12 protein-coding genes are annotated in these 16,008 nt (G+C 35.1%); 3 read left to right on the forward strand and 9 right to left on the reverse strand.

Features of this window, described 5'->3' with window-relative positions; all coding sequences use genetic code 11:
• Positions 1 to 4 precede the first annotated feature (4 nt).
• Positions 5 to 2,791, forward strand: coding sequence for an excinuclease ABC subunit UvrA (gene uvrA, locus H033_RS0113195; RefSeq protein WP_026838733.1), 2,787 nt, complete (start codon positions 5 to 7; stop codon positions 2,789 to 2,791).
• A 179-nt stretch (positions 2,792 to 2,970) separates the two neighbouring features.
• On the forward strand, positions 2,971 to 4,227 hold the full coding sequence (locus H033_RS0113200; protein WP_026838734.1) for a hypothetical protein: 1,257 nt from the start codon (positions 2,971 to 2,973) through the stop codon (positions 4,225 to 4,227).
• Between the two features lie 285 nt (positions 4,228 to 4,512).
• Here the strand turns inward: H033_RS0113200 and H033_RS0113205 are convergent, their stop codons facing one another.
• The 8 genes from H033_RS0113205 to H033_RS0113245 form a co-directional block, all read right to left on the reverse strand.
• Positions 4,513 to 5,433, reverse strand: coding sequence for a transposase (locus H033_RS0113205; protein WP_026836816.1), 921 nt, complete (start codon positions 5,431 to 5,433; stop codon positions 4,513 to 4,515).
• Positions 5,434 to 5,491: 58 nt separating this feature from the next.
• Positions 5,492 to 5,833 carry a hypothetical protein gene (locus H033_RS0113210; protein ID WP_026836815.1) on the reverse strand — a complete coding sequence of 114 codons (342 nt, stop codon included), beginning with the start codon at positions 5,831 to 5,833 and terminating at the stop codon, positions 5,492 to 5,494.
• A gap of 93 nt (positions 5,834 to 5,926) precedes the next feature.
• Complete coding sequence (locus H033_RS0113215; RefSeq protein ID WP_026838735.1) at positions 5,927 to 6,847, reverse strand: transposase; 921 nt, start codon at positions 6,845 to 6,847, stop codon at positions 5,927 to 5,929.
• A 58-nt stretch (positions 6,848 to 6,905) separates the two neighbouring features.
• Entirely contained in the window at positions 6,906 to 7,247 is a 342-nt protein-coding gene (locus H033_RS0113220; RefSeq protein WP_026836815.1) for a hypothetical protein, read from the reverse strand.
• A gap of 714 nt (positions 7,248 to 7,961) precedes the next feature.
• Positions 7,962 to 9,416: a lipopolysaccharide biosynthesis protein gene (locus H033_RS0113230; RefSeq protein WP_026838736.1), complete on the reverse strand. Its 1,455-nt coding sequence runs from the start codon at positions 9,414 to 9,416 to the stop codon at positions 7,962 to 7,964.
• Positions 9,417 to 9,425: 9 nt separating this feature from the next.
• The gene (locus H033_RS0113235) at positions 9,426 to 10,706 is read right to left on the reverse strand and encodes a glycosyl transferase family 1 (RefSeq protein WP_026838737.1); all 1,281 of its coding nucleotides are present in this window, start codon (positions 10,704 to 10,706) and stop codon (positions 9,426 to 9,428) included.
• Positions 10,707 to 10,739: 33 nt separating this feature from the next.
• Positions 10,740 to 13,160 carry a YfhO family protein gene (locus tag H033_RS0113240; protein WP_026838738.1) on the reverse strand — a complete coding sequence of 807 codons (2,421 nt, stop codon included), beginning with the start codon at positions 13,158 to 13,160 and terminating at the stop codon, positions 10,740 to 10,742.
• 25 nt (positions 13,161 to 13,185) lie between these two features.
• Complete coding sequence (locus H033_RS0113245; protein ID WP_026838739.1) at positions 13,186 to 13,458, reverse strand: DUF4834 family protein; 273 nt, start codon at positions 13,456 to 13,458, stop codon at positions 13,186 to 13,188.
• 109 nt (positions 13,459 to 13,567) lie between these two features.
• Between H033_RS0113245 and H033_RS0113250 the strand changes: the two genes are divergently transcribed.
• Positions 13,568 to 14,539: a transporter gene (locus tag H033_RS0113250; protein WP_026838740.1), complete on the forward strand. Its 972-nt coding sequence runs from the start codon at positions 13,568 to 13,570 to the stop codon at positions 14,537 to 14,539.
• Between the two features lie 192 nt (positions 14,540 to 14,731).
• Here H033_RS0113250 and H033_RS0113255 read toward each other — a convergent pair whose 3' ends face one another.
• Positions 14,732 to 15,991, reverse strand: coding sequence for an aminotransferase class I/II-fold pyridoxal phosphate-dependent enzyme (locus tag H033_RS0113255; RefSeq protein WP_026838741.1), 1,260 nt, complete (start codon positions 15,989 to 15,991; stop codon positions 14,732 to 14,734).
• Positions 15,992 to 16,008 lie beyond the last annotated feature (17 nt).

Below are 16,008 nucleotides of genomic sequence, written 5' to 3' on the forward strand. Positions count from 1 at the left end.
ATCCATGGCAGTAGATATTTCAAAGCTTAACCCCAAAGAAAACATAATAATTAAAGGAGCAAAACTCCATAATTTAAAGAATATTGATGTTGTAATCCCTAGAAATAAATTAGTTGTAATTACTGGACTTTCTGGTTCTGGGAAATCAAGTTTAGCATTTGATACGCTTTATGCTGAAGGGCAACGCAGGTATGTAGAAAGTTTATCCTCTTATGCAAGACAATTTCTTGGAAGGCTAAATAAACCAAAAGTAGATTATATAAAAGGAATTGCTCCAGCCATCGCAATAGAACAAAAGGTGAATTCTACCAACCCTCGCTCTACTGTGGGGACTTCTACAGAGATCTATGATTATTTAAAATTATTATTTGCCCGAATAGGCAGAACGTATTCGCCTGTTTCTGGAGATGAAGTTAAAAAAGACACGGTTACAGATGTTATAAATTATGTGAAGTCCTTTCCTGAAGGCGAAAAAATGTTACTGCTCTCCCCTATTCATCTAGAAAATGGAAGAATACTTAAGGAAAAACTGAATGTTCTTTTACAACAAGGCTATAGCCGAATAAAAGTTAAGGAAGATGTTGTACGAATAGATGAAACCGACTTAGATAAATTAAATGCTGAAGATGTTTCCTTGGTGGTAGACAGAATTGTAACAAAGGATGATGAAGATTTTCAGAATAGATTAGCCGATGCAACCCAGGCTGCATTTTTTGAAGGAAAAGGTGAGATCTATCTTCAAAGTTTATCTGATAATAAACTTCGCCATTTCAGTAATAAATTTGAACTCGACGGGATCCTGTTTTTAGAACCTAATGTCCATCTTTTCAGCTTTAATAACCCGTATGGCGCTTGTCCTAAATGTGAAGGTTATGGAGATGTAATTGGAATAGATGAAGATCTTGTTATTCCTAACACAGCTTTATCTGTATACGAAAATGCTATATTTCCTTGGAGAGGTGAAAGTATGAGTTGGTACAGGGATCAATTGGTTAACAATTCGCATAAATTTAATTTCCCAATCCATAAGCCATATTTTGAACTAACTCAAGATCAAAAAGATCTTATCTGGAATGGAAATTCCCATTTTGAAGGACTAAATACTTTTTTCGAATATTTAGAATCTAAAGCTTATAAGATTCAGAATAGGGTAATGCTTTCAAGATATAGAGGAAAAACTAGATGTACTGTTTGTAAAGGAAAGAGACTAAGGCCAGAGGTTAATTACGTGAAAGTTGGTGGAGCTACCATAACAGATCTTGTAGAAAAACCTATAGATAAGGTACGGGAGTTTTTCAGTACACTTCAACTTAATGAATATGATACCCAAATAGCGAAGCGTCTATTAGTCGAAATTAATAATCGTTTGCTATTTCTGTCTAATGTTGGACTGGATTATCTCACATTAAACAGAAAATCTAATAGCTTATCCGGAGGAGAATCCCAACGAATAAACTTAGCAACCTCTCTAGGAAGTAGCTTAGTGGGGTCCATGTATATTTTAGATGAACCATCTATTGGCTTACATCCCAGAGATACTAAAAAATTGATTGAAGTACTCAAAAATCTAAGAGATCTTGGGAATACGGTAATTGTGGTGGAGCATGATGAAGATATTATGCGCGAAGCCGATGAAATAATAGATATAGGACCAGAAGCCGGAACACATGGTGGCGAAGTAGTCGCGACGGGCTCATTTAAAGATATTTTGAAAGCCAATTCATTAACCTCCCAATATTTAAATGATACTATGCGAATTGAAGTTCCGAAGAAAAGAAGAACCTCTAAGCAATTCGTTAAAATTATTGGAGCCAGAGAAAATAATCTAAAAAATATAGATGTAACATTTCCTTTAGGAGTATTTACTGCCGTTACTGGAGTCTCAGGAAGTGGTAAAAGCACCTTGGTCAAGCAAATACTATATCCTGCATTACAAAAAAGTATAGGTGGGTATGGAGAAAAAGCAGGTCAGTTTACAGATATTGAAGGGGAATATAAAAACACTAAATCTATAGAATTTGTAGATCAAAATCCTATTGGAAGATCTTCAAGATCCAATCCTGTTACTTATATCAAGGCTTACGATGATATTAGAAATCTTTTTGCTAATCAGAAATTATCTGTTATTCGCGGATTTAAAGCGAAGCATTTTTCTTTTAATGTAGATGGCGGAAGATGCGAAACCTGCAAAGGAGAAGGAGAAGTTACCATAGAAATGCAATTTATGGCCGATGTTCATTTAGAATGTGAAACTTGTAAAGGAAAACGATTTAAAAAAGAAGTTTTAGAAGTTCAGTTTGCAGATAAGAATATAGATGACGTTCTTAAAATGACTATCAATGAGGCTATCGATTTCTTTTCTGATAACGATATTCCAAAAATCACTAAAAAGCTTCAGCCCTTACAAGATGTTGGTTTAGGATATGTACAACTGGGGCAGAGCAGTTCTACTCTCTCTGGAGGAGAAGCACAGCGAATTAAATTAGCTTCATTTCTTGTAAAAGGAACGACCAAAGACAAGGCGCTCTTTATTTTTGATGAACCTACTACTGGGCTACATTTTCATGATATTCAGAAATTATTGAAATCCTTTAATGCCTTAATAGAAAAAGGGCATTCAGTAATTGTGGTAGAACACAATATGGATCTAGTAAAATGTGCAGATCATATTATAGATCTTGGATTGGACGGGGGTGAAAATGGAGGATATCTAATTGCTGAAGGAACACCTGAAGAGGTTTCCAAGAATAAGAAATCTTATACAGCTCCTTTTCTTAAAGAAAAATTATAGAGATAAAATGCTTTTAAATCTAAGTGGTAATCAATTTATTAAAAATATTTAAATCGCTTAATATTTCGGTTTTATCAATATTATAGGGGAGAGAACCCAGATTTTGGCACGTAGTTTGTACTAGTTATATTAATAACGACAAACTAAAATTAATCTGTATTAAACTAAAATTGCCCCCTATGAAAAATTCAGCACTTTTATTTACACTGCTGTTCGTTGGATGGTCGGCTTCTGCCGGTTCTACTGATAATTCTAGTTCTTTTCCATTTAATAATTATGGAGAGTCTTTCATATTTGTGGAAGGCGGTGTTGAATTCGCAGTTTATCCAAATGGAGAATTCGATTTTTATTACGATCCACAATTTTCAAGAAATTCAGCTCATATATCTGCCCCAACAGGTAATATCAGTTATAATTCAGGTTATAATTATGATCCTTATGTACAATATGATGATTATGGCGCTGTAATTCAAATAGAGAATGTACCGGTATATTATGACTATTACGGAAGAATCATCCAAGCTGGGAACATATTTATAGATTATAATAGACAAGGAAATATTTCTAGATTAGGAGGTCTGCGCATTCAGTATAATAGCTTCCAAAGACCCGTTCATTATTCAGGATATATAAATGCTTATAATTCTAGATATGTATATCAGCCTTGGCATAAATATTATGCGCGTCCTCACAATTCTTACAGAGTAGTTTATTACGAGCCTTATAGAGCTTATTATGAACCAATACGTTTAGATTATGTACAGTATAATACCTACTATAATAGCAATACATATCATCCTAAAAACAAGAATGATTATTATAGACCAGGTCGAAGTAATGTAGCTTACAACAATGGAAGAAGGACTTCAGAAATGAGAAATTTACAATATACAATAGGTAGGTCTTCAGCTAACGAAGGAAGAAGAAGTAATGATGTTTCCGCAAGAACTAGTAGAGATGTGAGCGGAAACAGGTTGATGGAAAGAAGTTCAAACTCCAGAGGTAGCTCCAGAAAAGAAATTTCCAATAATGAAAGACATGAAGCTGCAGTAAGATCTAATAGAAACTCTTCGGATGTGGCAATAACAACGCAAAGATCCAGCAATGAGGGAAGAACTATTTCTAGAGACACTAGAAGTTCCAATGCTCGTACCAACACTGCTACAAGTAGACAGCAGGAATCTAGAACTGTAAACAGAGCTCCTCAAAATGGAACAAGTAATACTGAAGCAAGAAGAACAAGTTCTCCTACTAGAACAGTGACATCCCAAAGAGGACGATCAACAAATAGTTCTTCAAGAACTGCCACAGCACAAGAGTCACAAAATAAAAACAGAAAAGATAGCGTTAGAGAAACTAAGAATACAGAAAATACAAGATCAGGAAGATCATCCTCTTCCAGAGATGATGCTAGAGGTTATGTTAAGAAAAGATAAGGTTAAGTTTTTGGTTGGTTAGTTAGAAAATCTCCATAGATATTGAAAAATGTCGTGGGGATTTTCGTTTTAGCCCTATCTCCATTTGGCCTTGGTTTAAGCCACATTAAAGGTTTAATTCCACGTCCCAATAGCTATCCATAGCTATACATTTCACTCTTGTCATCCCGACGTTAGGAGGGATCTCTCATCGAAGAAATTCTGCTCCTTTGAGATTCTTCACTTCGTTCAGAATGACAATCCCATTTATCATGGATCAAACCATATTATTGGGGAGCTCAAAAATTATGCATATAATTTAGTTAGTCTATAGAGGAAGAATTTCACATCTCTGACACCTCTAAATGAAGCTCTGAATTCTTTTATTTTGGCATTAAAGGATTCCGCGGAAGCGTTGGTGCTTCTGTTGTTAAAATAGTTTAGGATGGTCTCGTAGTGCAGTTTTACGGATCTTGCAATGGTATTGAAAGACTTAAATTCGGAATTGTCGACTTTGTTGTACCAGTGTGCCAATTTTAGCCTAGCTACATCTTTATTTGTGTTGTTTCTAAAAATATGGCTTAGCCCTTGAGAGAAGTTGTATGCTTTTTCAATAGTTGGGTATAGATCAAATAATATTTCAGCCCTTTCTATTTGTCTTGCCGTCCATTTGGCTTTTGATTTGAACAATAGATATCGGCCTCTAGCGAGCAGCTGCCTGTGCGTGTCCCCATTACCGAGAAGCTCTGGTTTGTATGTTTTTTCATTTTCCCTGGCTTCTTCAATAGCTTTGTTTTCTACTTCTATAATTTCCCACCTTAATCGGATACGTTCTTCTTGCACTGCTTCTGAGGCTAATTTTTGAACATGAAACCTATCTGTAACTATTTCGGTTTTGGGGAAACATTTTTTAGCGATCAAATTCATGCTCCCGGCCATATCCACAGTGACTTCTTTTACCATATTGCGCCTTTCTACTGGGATTTCATTTAGTACCTCAATGACATCAACTGCTTTGGTTCCTTTAACAATTGCTACGATGCTGCCTTTCTTTCCGTTAGCTGCTTTGTTTGTTAGAATCGTGTAAAGCTCACCGTTGGATAAAGAGGTTTCATCTAAACTTAAATAGTTGCCCAAGTTCTTTCCATAGAGCAGCCAATCCTGTGAATGCTCTTTTTGCGTCCAATCCTTGAAGTCGCTAAGATGATTTTTGTAGTGGTACTGCAGTGTTTTACCATTGGTCTTATAATAGTCACCAAACCGTTTGGCACTTACCGCATGAGTATCAAGCGATACCTTTTAAAAAAGAGGCAAACTCGTTAGTTATCCGAGTGCCTTTAGCTATTAAGTTCCAATCTCTTTTTACTATCTCTCCTGTATTGACCAGGGTCCAGCGCCTCCGTTTTATATGGAGCAATACGGATTTACCCCTTAGCGGAAAATCTTCAACCGTTATCTCTGGTAAGAAGCCTTTGGATTGTGCTATTTCTGATTGATATTCTTTGGGTAGAATGTTCTTCTCTTCTAAATAGAAATGAACCTTGTCTGTTGATGATTTATGACTGATGATCTCAAAATATTCTAATACGCCTTCTGGCAATAAATAACGGGCTAATTCTATATCCAAGTTCTAAGTGTTTTGCTTGCAAAGGTACATTTCTCCCCAAGTATTTACCTTGATCCTTTATGGATCAAACCATATTATTGGGGAGCTCAAAAATTATGCATATAATTTAGTTAGTCTATAGAGGAAGAATTTCACATCTCTGACACCTCTAAATGAAGCTCTGAATTCTTTTATTTTGGCATTAAAGGATTCCGCTGAAGCGTTGGTGCTTCTGTTGTTAAAATAGTTTAGGATGGTCTCGTAGTGCAGTTTTACGGATCTTGCAATGGTATTGAAAGACTTAAATTCGGAATTGTCGACTTTGTTGTACCAGTGTGCCAATTTTAGCCTAGCTACATCTTTATTTGTGTTGTTTCTAAAAATATGGCTTAGCCCTTGAGAGAAGTTGTATGCTTTTTCAATAGTTGGGTATAGATCAAATAATATTTCAGCCCTTTCTATTTGTCTTGCCGTCCATTTGGCTTTTGATTTGAACAATAGATATCGGCCTCTAGCGAGCAGCTGCCTGTGCGTGTCCCCATTACCGAGAAGCTCTGGTTTGTATGTTTTTTCATTTTTCCTGGCTTCTTCAATAGCTTTGTTTTCTACTTCTATAATTTCCCACCTTAATCGGATACGTTCTTCTTGCACTGCTTCTGAGGCTAATTTTTGAACATGAAACCTATCTGTAACTATTTCGGTTTTGGGGAAACATTTTTTAGCGATCAAATTCATGCTCCCGGCCATATCCACAGTGACTTCTTTTACCATATTGCGCCTTTCTACTGGGATTTCATTTAGTACCTCAATGACATCAACTGCTTTGGTTCCTTTAACAATTGCTACGATGCTGCCTTTCTTTCCGTTAGCTGCTTTGTTTGTTAGAATCGTGTAAAGCTCACCGTTGGATAAAGAGGTTTCATCTAAACTTAAATAGTTGCCCAAGTTCTTTCCATAGAGCAGCCAATCCTGTGAATGCTCTTTTTGCGTCCAATCTTTGAAGTCGCTGAGATGGTTTTTGTAGTGGTACTGCAGCGCTTTGCCATTGGTCTTATAATAGTCACCAAACCGTTTAGCACTTACCGCATGAGTATCAAGCGATACCTTTTAAAAAAGAGGCAAACTCGTTGGTTATCCGAGTGCCTTTAGCTATTAAGTTCCAATCTCTTTTTACTATCTCTCCTGTATTGACCAGGGTCCAGCGCCTACGTTTTATATGGAGCAATACGGATTTGCCCCTTAGCGGAAAATCTTCAACCGTTATCTCTGGTAAGAAGCCTTTGGATTGTGCTATTTCTGATTGATATTCTTTGGGTAGAATGTTCTTCTCTTCTAAATAGAAATGAACCTTGTCTGTTGATGATTTATGACTGATGATCTCAAAATATTCTAATACGCCTTCTGGCAATAAATAACGGGCTAATTCTATATCCAAGTTCTAAGTGTTTTGCTTGCAAAGGTACATTTCTCCCCAAGTATTTACCTTGATCCTTTATCATCCCGACAAAGGAGGGATCTCTATTTAACTCCAATCCTACTTCTTTGAGATTCTTCACTTCGTTCAGAATGACAGCCCCATTTGTCATCCCGACGTGAGGAGGGATCTCTATTTAGCTTCAATCCTACTTCTTTGAGATTATTCGTGATACTCAGAATGAACAAATGGAATAGTTGTCGGTACTGTTTTATATTTCTATTTGTCATCCCGAGACCCTATTCAAAAACTTTGAAAAACGGTGGTGTTGACGTTCCAAAGCAGCGCTTTGAAATCTTTTTCCGCAGTATAAGTTTTGTTTTGCGTTAAAAAATCTTGAAGCCTTGGAAAGATTTTAGCAAAACAAAACTGGTTTTCAGCTTTGCTGAAAAATACCTCTGGAAAAAGCGCCTTTTCTTTTGTTTCGTTTTCTTTGGGCGAACAAAGAAAATGAAAAAAGATACTGTTAAAGGACTAAGTTAATTATTTGATATTCAAATATTTACTTAATTACGTCAATGATAAGTGAGGAGGGATCTCTATTGAACTCCAATCCTGCTTCTTTGAGATTCTTCACTTCGTTCAGAATGACAGTCCTATTGGCTATAAAGAAATAGGGAGACGACTTGTCTAGTGTCTTATTGGACAAATTTCTTACATCCATTTAAAGCCAATCTATATATTAATATACTTTCTTACCAACAGATTAATATCTTCAGAAAACCTAAATCTAAGCGCAACAAACCCATAGATTGCTGTTACTATTATAGATTTCAAAATAATATTTAAGATCGGGTGAAATGGAAACTCCCAAAAGTAGAAAGTAGCAGTTAAGCTTGCCGTAAAGAATAATATATATACCGTTTTTAATGTGAAAGGCTGCATCTTAAATTTATTGAGTACGATCAATAACTTTGAAACATTGTACACAGCAAATGCCAAAAAGCTTGCAATTGCAGCACCAAGAATTCCATAAGCAGGAATTAGAAGTAAATTAAAAACGAATGCAATTATAGAGAGTATAACTCCAAATACAAGCACTAATCTATAGTAATCGGAATTAAAAAGAATACTATTATTATTACCTAACATATTATCAAACAATTTCACTATAGCCAATAGCAGAATAATCAATGTGCTTATTTGGTATTCCTGAGGGATCAATAAATAAAGCTGGTTAATATTTACAAGTATCAACACAAAAATTATGGCACTTACCACCAACAAGGTTAATGAACTTCGCTTATATAGATCTTTTAAAGATTTCTTATCGTTGCTATTTAGCAAACTTGCGGTAAGAGGATGAATAATTTGATGCATCGCTTTTTGAGGAACAGAAATTACTGTAGCGATATAAACCGCAATTCCGTAGATAGCAACATTTTCTATTGGTAGATAATGCTCTATCATCACTTTATCCAGATCTAGTAAAATGGTTGCTACAGATCCCGCAATAAGAATTAGAGATGAATATTTTAAAACTGTATTATAATTACTTGGAAGTGAGAAATTAAATTTCGGCTTATATAATGAGAAAGCATACACTTGCATAGCGATAGCACGCAATACGAAAACCATAACCATGGCATAAATAAAATATTCCACATTAATTATAGAGAAATATACCAAGAACAATAAAACAGTAATACAAAGTCTATGAAATACTTCTTTCATAAAATTACCAAATACACTCTGATAGTTAATTTTAGACCATGCAAAGAAAACCTCAAAATAGGCCGTAGCAAATGCAATGATAAAGATGAGCCAGATATAAGGCTGTACCAGCACATTACCCTCTTCAAAGTAAGCCAACAACCATTTATAACATAAGACGCCAACAAGACCCAATAGAATAGAAACTCCAATAGGTAAAAGCAAGATCAAGTTCAACAATTTATCTTTTTCGTCTTTGGTTTTATAGGAGGTGTAAAATTTCACAAGGGTGTTATGAACTCCAAAGGCCATAAATGGCCAAACAAGATTTGCTGCAGATAATAAAAAACTAACAAGTCCGTAATATTCCTTTTCCAGAAAGTAGGTAAACAAAAAGAGCGTGTTAATTGCGCCGATCCCAAACCCAAAGTAGGTAGTTATCATGTTTTTAAAAGACTGCTTTATTATAACTCCCATTAGTTAAATCTAGTCTTTTAAAAGTTTAGCCAATTCTCCAGTAAGATTCTTTCGGCTATATTTTGAAGTATTTTTGGCGTTTACATTTAATTGCTGGTTTTTGTATGATTTATACATACTCAAAATATGCTCTTTTAAACTGGTTTCTTCCTGATACCCGAAATAAGTTCCCGATTTGGTTTCTGCCAATATATTCTTCACATCCCAATCTTTTGGACCTAATGCTAAAATTGGGCGGTTTGCCGCCAGATATTCAAAGAGTTTCCCTGGGATAATTCCTTTGGTTTCAATACTATCAATTTCCACTAAAAGCAATACCTGAGAAGATTGCTGAATTTTGTTCGCTTTGTTATGAGAAACATATCCTGGTAATTCTAAATAAGCCTCTAGATCATGTTCTTTAATAGAATCTAATACATCATTACTTAAAGTTCCAACTAATTTTAAAACAAGATCTTCCTTAAAATCTTTGTTTTCTGAAGTCAGCTCTTGCAGGACTTTCCACAAATTCTTAGGGTTTCTGCCTGAGAGTAATGATCCAATATGTGCCAAACTGAATTTCTGATCTAATTCTGAAGAATTATCTTCAATAGAATCATATCCATTAGTAATTACAGTTACTGGTTTTAAGGTTTTGGATTGAAATTCTTTTTGGGTTGCGAAACTTGTAGTTATAATATGATCTGCTGAAGTTAAAACCTCCTTTTCTAAAGCTATATGCTTAGCTTCGGCTGAAGCAGTTAATTTCAATTTTTTATGATATCCTATTTCTGTCCAAGGATCCCGAAAATCTGCAATCCATTTTAATTCTAGCTTTTTCTTTAAACCAAGACCTATAAGATGTAAACTATGAGGTGGCCCAGTGCTTATAATTGTGTCAATTTTATTTTCTGAAAGATATTCAGAAAGAAAATTAACCGAAGGCTTGATCCAAAATTTCCGAGCATCGGGAATAAAGAAATTTCCACGGATATATAAGAACAGTTTTTGAAGAAAATTTTGACTTTTCGCTTCTTTTATAATTCCGCTGCTTATAGTAGAAGTCTCTTTTTTGGAAAAGATCTTAGCTAAAAAATAAGGCTCAAAAATTCGTTTTTTAAGTATAATTATTCCTTTTGGAATCTCTTCTAAAAGGCTCTTATCTATAATTGGATAATCGGGATTTTCTGGAATATAAACAATAGGCTCTATATCAAAATCCTGTAAATATTTTACAAATTTTAACCAGCGTTGCACCCCAGGGCCTCCAGCTGGTGGCCAATAATAAGTTATAATTAAAACTTTTTTCATAGTGGCACTTTAGAACCTACAAATCAATATTGTCTAATCCTTTTTCCTAAAGGAAAAGTAAATTCCTCCAAGCGTTAGAAGTCCAAGCAAAATTGAACTGGCAAGTGCAATACTACTTCCCGTTTTAATAACCTGTGGTTCAAATTTAAAGGTAATTGTGTGTTCTCCTGCCGGAATCTGCATTCCTCTCAAAACATAGTTCACATTGTAATGAGGTGTTTCATTTCCATCCACATAGGCATTCCATCCATTTTCATAATACATTTCAGAGAAGACAGCGAATTCCACTTTAGAGGATTTAGATTTATAAACTAATTCATTTGGTTCTTGAGAGATCAGCTTTATGCTTGCAGTGGAATCTTGTGCTTTGCTCACTACTATTTCAGATTCCTTGAATTCAGAATTAATGATCGCAGTAGCGTTTAGATTTGTATCTGCCAGACTCAAAATCTCTTCATTTGCAGAATTTACCCATTTAATATTTTCAACAAACCATGCATTCCCCATTGCATTAGGGTTTTGCTGTGCAGTTGGTCCTTCCTCTGTTGGAACTATAATATACTTTACATTGAGCATATTAAGCAGCGACATATTATTTTTTGAAATGTAGAAATCGTAGAGGTCCTGGATTCTTCCAGGTTTGGCAGCGTGATAACCTCCAATAGAATTATGAAAATAAGAAGTTCTACCAGTATTAAATGGACTTTCAGCAAGATCGAAGACACGATAATGCCCTTTATCTTCTAAGATCATTTCATCTGCAGGTGTCTTCTGAAAAGGTTTGTTCATGACCCTTGCAGCAACAAAATCTTCATTGTTCACATATCTTCTATCTACTCCAACTAAGTCAAATAAGATCAAAAAGATAAAACCTACGATTATCAAATTCTTATTCGCAAGCTTTTTTAAATAAGCATAGATAAATCCAGCAGCGACTAACACTAAAATAAGAGAACGTATAGCATCAGCTGTAAAAATAGATTTTCTATCTTCTTTCAAGGCTCGAACGAACTCTACTCCCATTTGCTCAATATAAACCGAGTCGCTTCCTCCACTAAAACTAAATAAAGTAGATTTTAGAACAAGTAGTATTAAAGCAAAACCAGATGTAATTATGGTTGCCCATTTAAGTGCATAAAACTTCTCTTTGTCACCGTCAAAATTATTGAAGAGCTTGTGCAACCCAAAAACAGCAAGAACAGGAATACACAGTTCAGCAATAATTTGAATAGATGAAACTGCGCGAAACTTATTATAGAGCGGTATATAATCGATAAAGAACTCGGTAACAAATCCAAAATTCTTACCCCAAGATAAGATGAGAGACAAAATAGTTCCTCCCACGATCCACCATTTTAATCTTCCTTTAATTAAGAATAAGGCAAAGACAAATAAGAAGATAATGCTTGCCCCTATATAAGCAGGAGCCCCAACAAAAGGTTGATTTCCCCAATACGTAGGAGCATTCTCCGCAAAATCCTTTGCCTGCACAGGAGATGCACCCATTCGTAATAATTGAGCATACATTTCTGAATCTTCTCCTAATTTTTCAGAACTGGAACCACCCATAAATCTAGGAATAAATAGATTTAATGTTTCAGTGATTCCGTAGCTATATTCTGTGATATAGTCATAATTCAATCCCGCTGTTTCTTTTTGGTTTCCTTCCGCAGTAATACTTAATCCAGTATCTCCCCTAGTACTATATTGAGTGTATTCTTGAGTGGCTAATAAATTAGTAGCATTGGTTGCTATTGCTAATAAAACAGCCAGCGCCATTACTCCTAATGCTTTAAAGAAATGTGGTAATTGTTTTTTTCTGAAGGCATCAATTAGATAAACCAATCCCAAAACTATAACTAGCAGTAGTAAGTAATAGGTCATCTGGAAGTGATTTGCGCCAATTTCCAATGCCATAGCAAAAGATAAGAGCAAAAATCCACTTATATATTTATTTCTGAAGCACAGTAATATTCCAGCAAGAACCATTGGCATATAGGCAATAGCATGTGCTTTGGCATTATGTCCTACTCCAAGAATTATAATAAGATATGTTGAAAATCCAAAAGCTAAGGCGCCGAGAAAAGCGATTTTATAATCTAGTTTGAGAACCAATAAAAGTATATAAAAGCCTATAAAATATAAGAACAGGTAATCTGCAGGCCGTGGTAGAAAACGTAAAGCTGAATCTAAATTTTTAATATAATTATGAGGATAATAAGCACCTAATTGATAGGTTGGCATTCCCCCAAAAGCTGAATCTGTCCAGTAAGGTTCTTCTCCGGTTTCGGCTCTAAAGTCATTTTGCTCCTTTGCCATTCCGGTATACTGAACTATATCACTTTGATAAATTTCTTTTCCTTGGAGAACAGGACTAAAATAGGCTAGAGAAATAATAAGAAAACCAAAAACCACAAGAATATGTGGTAGAAAACCTTTTAAGGATCTAATCATAGATAGAATTTAATAGGAACGAAAATTAATCAATTTCTTCGAAATCGATGTACTCCCCTACTTTTTTATTGGAATTACTTGATTTTGGTTTATCTGAATCTATATTAACTTTTCCCTTCTTTTGAGCTTTGGGATCAGCTTGGCCATTGAACTGTTGTTGGAACTTTTGTCCAATTCTTTTAAGGAACCATTTTAAGATCAATGGTCCAAACCATTTTATAAAAATTTTAAAACCGAAATATATCAACAGAATTATTAATACGGTTTTCAAAATACTTTCGAATGATGCTTCGTGCATTTGTATATAGTTTATGCAAAATTACTATTATGATGAGACAAATTGGGTATCTATATCCATAAAAAAATAATAAAATCTTCTATATTTGACCGGACTAACAACAACTTGTATGAAATACTTTCAGATCAAAATATTTACAATCATTTTATTTATCACATCCGGTTATTCAACCTATGCGCAATATACTGAAACTATAAATTCCAACAGACCTGGAGCATCTCAAGGCGCATTTTCTGTAGGAACTGGAGTTATACAGATAGAGGCCGGTGGATACTATGGAAATGATGATCATAGCTTATTACGTACGAGTACAGATATTTTAGGAGCCGATTATTCTCTGCGTTATGGATTGTTCTTTGAAGCCTTAGAAATTAGTTTGATTGGTTCTTTTGAAGATGATACAAAATCCATTAGAATTGGTGCAAGTGATGTAGAGTTCAAAACCCGTAATTTTAAGACCAATACATTGGGTGTGAAATACTTAATATTTGACCCAAGTAGAACTATAAAACCAGATAAACCAAATCTTTATAGCTGGAAAGCTAATCAGAAATTTAAATGGAAAACTTTGATCCCAGCAGTATCTTTATATGCTGGAGCTAATTTTTCAGAGGCTGATAATCCATTTTTATATGAGGGAGAAAAGTCTATAACACCTAAAATCGCGTTAATAACCCAAAATAACTGGCCAGGAAGTTGGGTATTGGTAATGAACCTTATTTTAGATAAAATAACTGAAGAATTCCCTAGTTATACTGGAATTGTAACCCTCACGCATGCATTTACCCCGAAATTTGCAGGGTTTCTGGAGTACCAGGGAATTGTAAGTGATTTTTATGCAGATGATATTGCAAGAACTGGAGTGGCTTATTTGTTAACAGATGATCTTCAATTTGATATCTCTGGATTGATCAACTTTAAGAATACACCAGACAGATGGCAATTAGCTGCCGGGGTTTCATATAGATTGGATCTACATAAAAAAGAGGAATATTTAGACGATTCTTATGAAGGGGACAGAAGGAGAAAACGAACTGAGAAACGGGAAAATATTGAACCTGAAATTGATGATCAAAAATAAAAATCAAGAACCTCCAGGCAAGACCACGAGATGTTCCGATGGTTCGGGAGGAAAATACTTTTAAAAATTCGAGGCAAGCCCGCCTGAATGTTTCGGGCAGGCCTCGGGGAGTTAAACCCTCAATGAGGGATTAAACAAACAAAAAAATCCGCTTTTATAGCGGATTTTTTTGTTTCATAACCTAAAAGCTAATTACTCTTCTAAAGAAGCGGTAACTGCTGCAGATAATCTTTTGTATGTTCCGTTTTCCAATCTTTCTCTAATAACAGAGAAAGCAGTTAAAGTAAGCTCTATATCTTCCAATGTATGTGTAGCGGTAGGGATCATTCTCAATAAGATCAATCCTTTTGGAATAACCGGATAAACCACAATAGAACAGAAAATACCATGATTTTCTCTAAGATCTCTAACAAGAGCCATCGCTTCAGGAATACTTCCTTTTAGATAAACTGGAGTTACACAACTTTGAGTGGTTCCTATATCGAACCCATTTTCTTTTAACCCGCTTTGTAATGCATTTACATTTTCCCACAATTTAGCCTTTAATTCAGGCATTGTTCTAAGCATATCTAAACGCTTTAACGCCCCAACAACTAATTGCATTTGTAAGGATTTTGCGAACATCTGAGAACGTAGATTATATTTTAAATAATCCATGATCTCTTTATCTCCAGCGATAAAAGCACCTGTACTTGCTAAAGATTTTGCAAAAGTTGCAAAGTATACATCAATATCATCTTGAACCCCTTGCTCTTCTCCTGCTCCTGCTCCAGTAGCTCCTAAAGTTCCAAATCCGTGAGCATCATCTACGAAAAGTCTAAAATTATATTTCTTTTTAAGCTCAACTATTTCTTTAAGTCTTCCTTGCTCTCCACGCATTCCAAAAACGCCTTCAGAGATCAAAAGAATTCCCCCTCCAGTTTGTTCACATATTTTAGTAGCGCGTTGCAAATTCTTTTCGATACTATCCATATCGTTATGCATATAGGTAAAACGTTGGCCTAAATGCAATCTTACTCCATCTATAATGCAAGCATGAGCATCTACATCATAAACAATAACATCTTGTTTAGATACTAATGCATCAATCGTAGATACCATTCCTTGGTACCCAAAGTTTAAAAGATAAGAAGCTTCTTTATTCACAAATGAAGCAAGTTCATCTTGTAACTTTTCATGAAGTTCTGTGTGTCCACTCATCATTCTGGCACCCATTGGATAAGCAGAACCATATTCGGCTGCAGCTTCAGCATCTATTTTTCGTACTTCAGGGTGGTTTGCAAGACCTAAATAATCATTGATACTCCAGGTAATTACTTCTTTCCCACGAAATTTCATTCTATTAGAAATTGGTCCTTCCAGCTTTGGGAATACAAAATACCCTTCAGCTTGTTGAGCCCATTTCCCTAAAGGACCTTTATCCTTATATATTTTATCAAATAAATCTCTCATAGATTCTTTTATTTACA

It is taken from the genome of Gillisia sp. JM1 (assembly GCF_000424645.1).
Taxonomy (GTDB): domain Bacteria; phylum Bacteroidota; class Bacteroidia; order Flavobacteriales; family Flavobacteriaceae; genus Gillisia.

Excerpts from the sequence above, each read along its gene's own strand:
- H033_RS0113235 (WP_026838737.1), bottom strand. The coding sequence starts at position 10,706 with ATGAAAAAAGTTTTAATTATAACTTATTATTGGCCACCAGCTGGAGGC.
- H033_RS0113255 (WP_026838741.1), bottom strand. The coding sequence starts at position 15,991 with ATGAGAGATTTATTTGATAAAATATATAAGGATAAAGGTCCTTTAGGG.
- H033_RS0113230 (WP_026838736.1), bottom strand. The coding sequence starts at position 9,416 with ATGGGAGTTATAATAAAGCAGTCTTTTAAAAACATGATAACTACCTAC.
- H033_RS0113240 (WP_026838738.1), bottom strand. The coding sequence starts at position 13,160 with ATGATTAGATCCTTAAAAGGTTTTCTACCACATATTCTTGTGGTTTTT.
- H033_RS0113245 (WP_026838739.1), bottom strand. The coding sequence starts at position 13,458 with ATGCACGAAGCATCATTCGAAAGTATTTTGAAAACCGTATTAATAATT.
- uvrA (WP_026838733.1), top strand. The coding sequence starts at position 5 with ATGGCAGTAGATATTTCAAAGCTTAACCCCAAAGAAAACATAATAATT.
- H033_RS0113250 (WP_026838740.1), top strand. The coding sequence starts at position 13,568 with ATGAAATACTTTCAGATCAAAATATTTACAATCATTTTATTTATCACA.
- H033_RS0113200 (WP_026838734.1), top strand. The coding sequence starts at position 2,971 with ATGAAAAATTCAGCACTTTTATTTACACTGCTGTTCGTTGGATGGTCG.